The sequence below is a fragment of the Pseudorhodoplanes sp. genome, from assembly GCF_050250235.1.
Taxonomy (GTDB): Bacteria; Pseudomonadota; Alphaproteobacteria; order Rhizobiales; family Xanthobacteraceae; genus Pseudorhodoplanes.
Map to the genome: position 1 here is coordinate 1 of NZ_JBFWPA010000183.1, position 9362 is coordinate 9362.

The 9362-nt window shown below is 53.5% G+C and carries 9 protein-coding genes and 1 pseudogene; 3 read left to right on the forward strand and 7 right to left on the reverse strand.

Annotation, left to right across the window (positions count from 1 at the left end):
* The 3 genes from AB7F49_RS35365 to AB7F49_RS35375 all read left to right on the forward strand — a co-directional run.
* Positions 1-182: hypothetical protein (locus AB7F49_RS35365; protein ID WP_428531320.1), on the forward strand; the 182-nt coding region annotated here is incomplete at its 5' end.
* A 372-nt stretch (positions 183-554) separates the two neighbouring features.
* Positions 555-995: a MarR family winged helix-turn-helix transcriptional regulator gene (locus AB7F49_RS35370; RefSeq protein ID WP_428531323.1), complete on the forward strand. Its 441-nt coding sequence runs from the start codon at positions 555-557 to the stop codon at positions 993-995.
* A 1135-nt stretch (positions 996-2130) separates the two neighbouring features.
* Positions 2131-3747: a flavin-containing monooxygenase gene (locus AB7F49_RS35375; protein WP_428531326.1), complete on the forward strand. Its 1617-nt coding sequence runs from the start codon at positions 2131-2133 to the stop codon at positions 3745-3747.
* Positions 3748-4281: 534 nt separating this feature from the next.
* Here AB7F49_RS35375 and AB7F49_RS35380 read toward each other — a convergent pair.
* The 7 genes and pseudogenes from AB7F49_RS35380 to AB7F49_RS35410 form a co-directional block, all read right to left on the reverse strand.
* Entirely contained in the window at positions 4282-4977 is a 696-nt protein-coding gene (locus AB7F49_RS35380) for a GntR family transcriptional regulator (RefSeq protein ID WP_428531329.1), read from the reverse strand.
* A 454-nt stretch (positions 4978-5431) separates the two neighbouring features.
* Positions 5432-5815 (reverse strand): tautomerase family protein, encoded by a 384-nt coding sequence (locus AB7F49_RS35385; RefSeq protein WP_428531332.1) that lies wholly within the window; start codon positions 5813-5815, stop codon positions 5432-5434.
* A 61-nt stretch (positions 5816-5876) separates the two neighbouring features.
* Entirely contained in the window at positions 5877-6746 is an 870-nt protein-coding gene (locus tag AB7F49_RS35390; protein WP_428531335.1) for an MBL fold metallo-hydrolase, read from the reverse strand.
* 62 nt (positions 6747-6808) lie between these two features.
* Positions 6809-7384 carry a nuclear transport factor 2 family protein gene (locus tag AB7F49_RS35395; RefSeq protein WP_428531338.1) on the reverse strand — a complete coding sequence of 192 codons (576 nt, stop codon included), beginning with the start codon at positions 7382-7384 and terminating at the stop codon, positions 6809-6811.
* Between the two features lie 777 nt (positions 7385-8161).
* Positions 8162-8311 carry a glutathione S-transferase C-terminal domain-containing protein gene (locus AB7F49_RS35400; protein ID WP_428531341.1) on the reverse strand — a complete coding sequence of 50 codons (150 nt, stop codon included), beginning with the start codon at positions 8309-8311 and terminating at the stop codon, positions 8162-8164.
* A gap of 157 nt (positions 8312-8468) precedes the next feature.
* A pseudogene (locus AB7F49_RS35405) lies at positions 8469-9236 on the reverse strand (integrase); the annotation flags it as partial.
* 12 nt (positions 9237-9248) lie between these two features.
* On the reverse strand, positions 9249-9362 hold a 114-nt coding region (locus AB7F49_RS35410), incomplete at its 5' end, for a transposase domain-containing protein (protein WP_428531344.1).

The following is a 9362-nucleotide window of genomic DNA, read 5'->3' on the forward strand; positions in this document are numbered from 1 at the left end:
ATCTTAAGGGTTGTTTTATCGGGTTTGCTCTGCTTCCGGCCGTGCTCGAAACGCCTATTGAATATTGGTATCCCGTAGAGAAAGGACCAATGGGAAGACGAGATCTTTCCGCACAGGAGGTCGCTAAGGTTTTTAGGGGCGCCTGGATTCCGCCGCAGATATCTGCAGATACGCTTCATTGAGCGCCCGTGATGTTTGCTCTGAGTTGGCTGGTACAGAAGCTTGCAGTCGTTTCAGGACTCGCTGTTGCCGCACTCGGTTGGCCGTTCGCATTGGTGGCTGGAGGCTGGAACTGTGCCGTAGCGGCTTCTCGAGAAGAAACGGAGCCGCCTACGTGGACTACGCGGTTTTGGCGCTTTTTCAATGTGCCCGGTGCACGACCCGTTTACATTGCTCGAAGATGATGATCCGGTTCGATTTTGCAAAGGGCGGAAACGTCTTCTTGAGACGTTCGGAGAGCTTGCGACAAACGCCCCATCGTTCGCGTGCTGAACGGCGCGTGTTGCCGACGTGTAATGAAAACATGAGCTCCGGAATTCCGAGCAGAGGGCTGTATGGTAGAAAAAGCCAGGCGAGATCTGGGGCTAAAAATTTGCAACTGCACTGCTTTGCGTCGTGCTGCACGGCGCGTCAGCGAGGCCTACGACGCCAAGCTTGAACAAGCGGGGCTGACCGCCGCGCAGTTCGGTATGCTCGTCACGTTAGGTCGGCTTGACAGCGCGTCGGTGAACAGGCTCGCAGATGAAATTGACCTTGATCGCACCACTACCGGGAAAAGTCTGCGCGTTTTGGAGCGGACGGGCCTGGTCAGAATAAAAGTATCTGAAGAAGATGGACGAAGTCGAAGCGTTAAGTTGACGACCAAGGGTAACGCCGCTTTGCGTGCGGCCATGCCTCTATGGCGCGCGGCGCAGCATGAGTTCGAAAAGCAATCCGGTCGGGTAAAATCATCGATCTTGCGGGCCATGCTGGCAAAACTATCGGCGCCAAAATAAAGCGGCATACATTGACGGAGCGGGTCGCGTAAGCGGAGAGTGACCGGCATCCGTGGCCCTATGATTCCGATATCGCATCGAAGAGCATTGCAACATTTGCCGACGTGAGCTTTTCCTGCGAGAGGTTTGCCCCATGTTTCCCAGCGGAAATGAGTGAAACCATACCTCGGCTCTTTGTTTGCTGATGTCGCATCAACTATTTTACTCAACGACGGTCCGCTGCGAAGCCATCATCAGCGCATGCGATCTTGACAGCTCAATGTCAAAACATTAGAAATCTAAGTATCAAAACACAAGTTGCGGCAAACCGTTTGAGGGTTGCCATTTTTGGCGGCTACTTTTTGTTTTTGCAATCATCCCATGAGAAAGGTCGTAAGCCTCCCAATTCTCTTTTAGTGAGAACGAGTGCTCACCCGTGAGCTGGCGAAATCCTCCCAACTTGGTCGGCCTTCGTGGCCGACTCTTTTTTGTGTTTTAAATATCATCTCCCAGCAAGTTGAGCGCTAACGAGACATTTGTCCGCAATTGATGGTCGAAATACGCATCAGCAGCTCCATCCGCGACCATTGTGAATAGTGGCCGCATTCGGTCGAATCCTGCGATCATAGTTAGCTTGGTGGCCGCGAACGTATGCCATGGCGTTGACCGAGGACGCGGCCGCGTACGCACTCGATCTCTCGGTCCCCGAGTTCTGGTTCGGGCCCTGAAAAATGCATCCAATCGTCCATCCGATTTTGGAGAAGCCGTGGCCATCCGAGCGGAATGGATATTCAAGGATTAGTGTCGCGTCCTCTGGCCTTAGCAATATTTGCGCGATGAAAGGTCCTCGGACAGTCGAGTCGTCAGCGCGCAACCCGCAGAGCCTGCTTCCATTGCGATGTAATAGAATTCCTGCCTCTCCATCCCGGTCATCCTGGTTTCGATCCTCAGGACCCAAATCTGCGCAAAACACGCAAATTTGGTCGGCCTTAGACTTTTAGTTTTGGATCCCGTTGATGGATTTTATGATTTTTTTCCATGAAAAAATTGACGATTGGGACCCAATAAAGCAATCTGAGCTCCTAATATAACTGCGCAAGCAGCGGAAGCTGAGGGTTCGCACCCTGCGGCCGCAGCGACGGTAATGGAGGAAGTGGTGAATCAGATTGCGCGGGCCGTGCACGGGCCGACTTCGCCGGACACCATTATCATCGGCGCCGGTCTAGGCGGGCTGGCGGCAGCGGCCACGCTGAAATCCCGTGGACACTCGAACTTTCTTATCCTGGATCGTGGCTCTTCCGTCGGGGGAGTTTGGCGCGACAACTGTTATCCGAACGCTTCCTCAGATACGCCCATAGAGCTCTACTCCTTCCGATTCTTCCCCCGCAGCACTTGGTCAAGCAATTTCGCGCCATGGTACGAAATCCTTGAATACACTCGAGACTTAGCTCGTGAGTTTGAACTCGAAAAAAATCTGGCTCTGGACTTAGAAGTAACGTCCGCAATATGGAATGACGCGTCTGCTACATGGAATGTATTTGCATCTGACGGTCGACATTGGACACCGCGATTTGTTATTTGGGCGGGTGGACTTTTAAGCGAGCCAACCATCCCGCCCTTTGCAGGGAAAAGTAGTTACCGTGGCAAGATCGTGCACACGGCACATTGGACGCCCGATATTGACCTGACGGGCCAAGCAGTTGCAGTTGTTCGAGGCGGCGCTACGTCAATTCAGATCCTGCCGTATGCCGCTGAGCATGCGGATCGCGTCTACGCGTTTATTCGGACGCCGTCGTATATTCTGCCAAAGCCCGAAGTTTTCTATACCCGCGAAGATTGGCAGCGGTTTAGCTCGTCCCCAGAATTGGCCAAGGGCTTGAGAGCAAAATGGTTCGATCATTTTGAGGAGCTAGCCGCCACGCGGTTTCCAATGAATGAACAACTCATCGCTAAGCAGGAGGATGCATGGCGAAACTACTTCGACGCCGAAGTGAAGGATCCTACTTTGCGTCGAATTTTGAGGCCGCAATATAAGTTTGGATGCAGGCGCCCACTTGTTAGCAATACTTACTATGCGGCGGTCACCCGGCCCAATGTGACAGCCATTGGGACGGGCATCGAAGATCTGTTCCCGGGCGGTGTGATCTCCCAGGACGGCCAACAATTCAACGTTGACTCCGTGATTCTCGCCACTGGTTTCAATGCCTCGGGGATGTTGGGGACGCTTGATTTTGTCGGCAGAGACGGTCAAAGCCTTGCCGATCTCTGGCGAACATGCCCCGAAGCATATTTGGGCACATTAGTGAAGGGGTTTCCGAATCTCTTTTTGATCAATGGTCCAAACGCTGGCTCTGCTTCGGTCACAGACATTATTGAATCGCAATCTCGCTACATCGCATCTTGCATTGAACTCTTAAATGATCGCGGCCGCGCTGGCCTTGAAGTGCGGGAAGCCGCGCACGATGCATATAACATCGATATTCAGAATCGCGCTCGGCAGAGTGTCCTGGTTCTAGGTGGGTGCACCAGTTGGTACAGGGCGGGTGGCGGCACCGGAAGCGTTTTTAGCCATTGGCCGGGGACAATTGCGTCGTTCCAAGACGCTCTAGCAAAAATCAATGTTGACGATTTGAATTTGTTCGATCCACAAGGGACGAGCAGCAAGGTGGTTCGAACTCCACAGCCTATGGACATCCAAGGTTCAAGTCCCAGTATTGAGGCGCGCGTAATGGCTACAAGCACGCAGCAACGCAAAAGTGGGCGTCAAGGATGAGGTTAACCTACAATGTCCAAACCGGATTTAGCATCGGAATTAAGCGAGCGGCGATTGTTGCGTGACCGTTCGTCATGATAGCCGCAATATGGGGTCGCCATCGGTGTCAATGACGAGAGTTCCAGAAGGTGAAACAATCTTGCTGATCGGAATGTCGCCGCAAGAACTTGATCGAAGGAGTGGATGGACCGGAGGGTGTTCAGCGGCGGCGTCGCCGGTATGAATGTTACGATAAATTGGCGCCGGCACACAGTTTATTTGTGCGCGTGCGGATTTTCTGATTGTGAACGACACATGTGGCGCCCGACACGATTGTACGGATGTATTCAATAACTAAGCCGATCACCGCGGTCGCGCTAATGACTTGTATTGGAAGGTCGATTTCAGCTCAAACCTGGATTCGACGACCGTCAAGCCTGCAAGAATTCAGGCTGAACTTCGATAAATTGTTGAAGTCAGCTCGAGATAATCTGCGGTGGCAAAAACGCGAGACCTGCCGCAGTAGATCGGCGCAAAGACCAGGAGGCCGACTTGCTAAGGTGACATATGGCTTAGTACAGACTTTGCATCGTTATCCGCCCGCAACTGGTCACTGCGGCCAGGGATGCGACCGTGCTCTCGAAGAAGTGCCTCCGCCCTGCCGCCGTCTCCGCTCTCAATCGCATCGACCATACTGTGGTGTTGCGTGTGAGCGTATAGCAGGAACTCAAGCATTGCCCTTTGCTCATTAGAGCTAAAGCTCTCCGACATACTCTTTTCAAGCGTCCACGTGTAACATCGATCAACTAGTGCCGACAGCAAGTCGTTCTCTGTTAATTCGACAATGGTGCGATGAAATATTCTGTTCATATCGGCATATTGTTGCCCCACGCGTTCATTGAAGTCTCGAGGCTCCAAAATGCGGTCGCCGCTTTTAAGGCAATCGCGCAACTGATCCAGTGAACTTTTCGAAAGACCGCGCTGCGTCAAGGCACGCGCCGCCATTCCCTCTAGCGCCAACCTGATTTCGAGCGCATTGAAATTGTCGGCAGCATTGTATGTACGAACCGAAAATCCTCTTCGACCCGCCGGTACCAACAGACCTTCTTCTGCCAATGCCGGCAAAACATGCCTTATTGGGGTGCGGGAGATGCCAAGTCGATCTGCAAGAGAGGCTTCTGTTATGCGCTCTCCAGCGGCCAATTTGCCGCATAAAATCAAATCCTTAATCTGAGACTTAACTCGTGACATACAGTTCCTGCCGCCTAAGACATTGAACAATCGAGATAAACGGTCAACGTCGTATTGTCGATAACGCTATCCAGCCCGGCGTCAAGGGGAGTCTATTCCAAATTTGAAAAACGGCTGGTCAGGTTTCTCCCGAAACTCAAAAAACATGACGCTCTGATGCAGCGCGCGATTTAATGCAACGCTTCTCTCTCTCTCTCTCTCTCTCTCTCTCTCTCTCTCTCTCTCTCTCTCTCTCTCACTCTCTCTCTCTCTACTCGAAAGCCGGGATCTGGCCGCAGCAATTTGCGAATTGGGAGCGGTGTTAGCTGCAGGTCATGGCACGGTTACAGATGCGGCTAAATTCTGAGTGACTTCTTCAGCCCCGTTCGAGTGCGACGCGCAACGTGGTTACCAACCAGGTTCACCGAAGCTGGCGAACGCCGCTGGGGCGAGAAGGACATAAAGTGGGAATAAATCAATCAGGGATTAACGAGCGCCCGCCACCGAACGAAAAATCCGAGAGGGTGAGCGTCTTCAGCATTACGAATATGTCCTCCAGGTCAACGCCCGCGCGCTCTGATAATAGCTGAGCTAGGCGATTGAAGAACGCCTTCTTGACTTCAATGGTTCGTTCTTTTCCCGCGGTAATGCTCAGCACCATAAAGCCGTCAGTCCTGGGGCCGCCCATATGATGTCGGTCGAATACGAGTTCGTGCGGCTCGAGCTGATGGATTATCTGAAAGCGGTCCGAATCCGGCATCTCGTACGCATCAACCAGCGCTTGATGGATGGCATCGGATATCTTTTTGATCTCTTCGACGGATTTTCCACGGCGAAGGCTCAGTTCAACAAAAGGCATTTTCGTCCTCTTCCGTTCTCGGCTGCCTGACCTGTCGTGATTTCAATGCAGTAACCGCACCCTACTTCAGAGGGGAGGGTTGCCACACATATTCTGAGTGACGCCTTTCGACGTATCCTATTCCTGGAAAATGGATATGTGGCGCAAACATCTGCACGCGGTCTGCTGACAATTGATCCAGCAGCCGCTGTCTCGTCGTCGCGGCCAAATCGCGGTCCTCATCCACAGCGCTCGCCCAGCGCGGATATTTGAAGGCCACTGTAGAATTGGCGATGACATCCGCCGCATGGACGAGTGTGTTCGAGCCGGAAGTCACCGCAAGCGCGATTTGACCCGGCGAGTGGCCGGCTCCATCCAGCGCGCGAATTCCTGGCAGAAACTCTTGTCCCGATCTGACGGCACTCATTCTGCTGTTGATAGCTTGCAAAGCGCGCTTTGCTGTACATACAACAAAATCCTTCATGGCTTCCGGTATGAGCGAATTGACCCGGACTGTTTCTGCGCTCCAATGCGCAAGTTCGTTTTCGCTGATGTAATAGTGAGCATTTGGGAAGACGGGGTTTCCTTCAACGTCGAGCGTCCCGGCTATATGGTCAGGATGACAATGGGAGAAGATGATCGAATCGATTTCTGCCGAATCTATCCCTGTTGCTTGCAAGTTCTTCAGAAGCTTGCCCACATTGGGATCTCCACCAGGTCCGGAACCAGTGTCGACCAGAACTGTATTCCGTCCTGTTTTAAGCAAGAGCACACTCGAATGAATGCCCGGTTCGCCTCCGCGGATTTGCTGACGAATGCCGTCAGCTTCCGGCTGGGGTGCCTGGTTCGGCACGAACAGGTCAGCGGGATCCATTCCGATCGCACCATCGAAAATGGCAAACGCCTCGATGGCGCCGATCGATAGCTTCTGGCAGAGGCTGGAATGTTTCATGGATGATGTCCGTTATTACGATGCTCGATCAAAATCACGATCGAGCGCCGCAATCGGATTGCCTACCGCTCCGGCCACCGCATCTGCGCATCTTCCTTGAGATATCCCGTTGCCGCGAGGGATGCGCCGCTATCTGCATAAATGGTTGCCGAAACAAGGCGTCCATCGGAAACCTTGAACAGCCAGAGGTTCTCGATTTTCATTTCACGGCCGATTTTACTTTTCGCCGTGATGCGGATCGGCAGGATCATGTAATCTCCTGCATCGAGAATGGGATCAGCTTGGGTTTTAAAAGATTCGAACAGGGCGATCGTGCCTTTCAACATGTTCATGAACCCTTCGGGTCCGCGGTGCTCTCCGCCGTAAGGAAGAGTGGGAGACAGACGCAGTACAAAATCCTGGGGAAGTATCGCTGCTAGCCGCTTGGGGTCGCCCGCGGTGAAGAAACCCAAGATGCCTTGTTTGAGTTCCTCCCTCGTGAATTTCTTTCCCTCTGCGGTCGGGGCTACCGACGTATTGACCTTATTTTCCCAACCCTTTTCTTCAGCGGCGAATGTCGCTGCGCTGATAGCGGCTGTTGCGACAAGTGCAGCAAGCACCGAAAAAGGAGCACGCCGAAGTGACGTCGAAATCGCCATGGAAAACCTCCCTTAAGCGCCCCCACTCTTCTTAGTTTGGGAAATGAAATGGGGCAGAGACGGAAAATCAAAGCATATTGGGATCCCGTATGTCAATTAACATCAAAATAAAATGAATAAAATGAAGAAATGGGGTCCCAAATCAATTGCGGCGTGCGCTCGCACGTTGCCCGCCTAGGGGCCGGCTTTATTCGTAATCACATCGCGCCACGTCGCCACTTTCGCTGGATCTGAACCAAGCTCACGCGGCGACAGATCGAGCCATTTGATGAAGATGCGTTCGATGTGATCGCTAGCTTGCGATCTGCGCTCGCTCCTGCCCGGCGTCGAACGGCTGGTGCGCAACTCGATATTCGAGCAACGGACGACTGAGGAGTATTATGATCGCTTCAGCTGGCTCTACGAGCCGGCTTCCTACGTGAGATAACAGAGCACCACACTATGAAGCGTTCTCATCTGCGCGCGGGGTGGCGATTGATTTCTGTGTCGATGCCGCGTGCACTCAACACTCAGCTCTTTGCCGAGCGCTAGGCGGACCGCCGACTGGGGTTCGAGCAGAATGCTCGATCCGCAGTTCACGACGGAATTGAGCGCGGCGGTTAAGCGCTAATAGATTTTCGTATCGAGATCGTTTGTCAGGTGATGAGCGCGCAATTCCGCGATGCGCGGCTTATTCTGCGCTCCAGAGTCGCGCATTTCTGCCCATTTCGTCCGACCGTATCCAGTCGACGACCTTCGGCCTTTCGCCGAGTCACAGGTCGAGCATGTTCAGATATTCTAGGCGGCCGGCATAGGCACGAGATTCATCTCGGCCAGAGTAAATTGATCGCCAAATAGCCAAGTTCGTCCATCGGAAAAAGCCTTGTCCATCTTCGAAATGGCTCTTTCGAAAGCTAACGTCTCGCGGTAGACGTGCAGTGCCTCCACGCCCTATTGTTAAATGCTGCCCTGGCCATCTCGTCGCTCAAGATTGCCAATACGGTTGAGATGAGTATCAACCTGTTTCGGCCTCATCTACCTGTCCATGACCATCGCAGAATAGCTGAGGACAGCGACGCCTTGCGTTCGGTGCCGTCTCTCTTAGTTAGGTTAGGTTCCGAAGAGCCCGGCGCGTGGCGCCGAGGCCAAGCCACTCCCGAATTGTGAGGTTTTCGACAAGCAAACTTCCTAAGGCCGAAAATATAGCGCCGCTGATCATTTGCTGCTGACTGCGGAGATGATCTTCGAGAAGCTTGTGCCGGGTGATGTATCCGGCGTTCACGCCGGGGATAGCGTGGTTCATGAGCAGTTTGGCATCGAACTCGGGCACGCCTGCTGCGGTCGCGATGGTTCGGAAGCTTTGGCGAAGGTCGTTGCCCCATTTCGACAGTGTGGCCCGATCTTCCCTTTGCTCGACGAGATGTCCCGACTGGCTGTCAGCCGGGAATATCCATTCCGCAGTCTGTGACGGACACATCGCTCGACCGAAACGGATGGCCCGAACAAGGCACAAGACCATTTCGCGAGAAAGGGGAATGTCAAAAGCCCGCTTGGCACCTCCCTTCGGCTTTGGAATGTGCAGCATGCGACGTGTAAAATTGACGTGGCTACGTTGGATTTACTGAAGCGCGGTAGGCCGACAGCCGCTGAGCAATGTAAAGAGATGGAACTCACGACGGATCGGATTTTCCAGCGCCGCCAATTCGCTAAACCAACCCTTCAGGTCGCCGGTCCCCATTCCCGTGTCGCGACGCTTCTCGCCGTTCCAATCAATCGCGTCGACAGGATTATCGGCCGGCAATGACCTATTGGCTTTGCGAGCATGATTGTAGATGGCGCGCAAAGTCCGCATGCTTCCGTTGGCAATGTAGGGTAAGCGTCGTACTCAGGCCACGTCTTTCAATGGCTGGTTGACGGCGTAGGCCCAGGGCAGGAGTTCGTCGATGCGACTGTTGGGATGGCGGTTGACGATCTTGGTGAGGGCGTCGGCGAGGTAGGC

Coding starts and splice junctions, on each gene's coding strand:
- AB7F49_RS35380 (WP_428531329.1), bottom strand. CDS start 4,977: ATGTCACGAGTTAAGTCTCAGATTAAGGATTTGATTTTATGCGGCAAA.
- AB7F49_RS35395 (WP_428531338.1), bottom strand. CDS start 7,384: ATGGCGATTTCGACGTCACTTCGGCGTGCTCCTTTTTCGGTGCTTGCT.
- AB7F49_RS35370 (WP_428531323.1), top strand. CDS start 555: ATGGTAGAAAAAGCCAGGCGAGATCTGGGGCTAAAAATTTGCAACTGC.
- AB7F49_RS35385 (WP_428531332.1), bottom strand. CDS start 5,815: ATGCCTTTTGTTGAACTGAGCCTTCGCCGTGGAAAATCCGTCGAAGAG.
- AB7F49_RS35390 (WP_428531335.1), bottom strand. CDS start 6,746: ATGAAACATTCCAGCCTCTGCCAGAAGCTATCGATCGGCGCCATCGAG.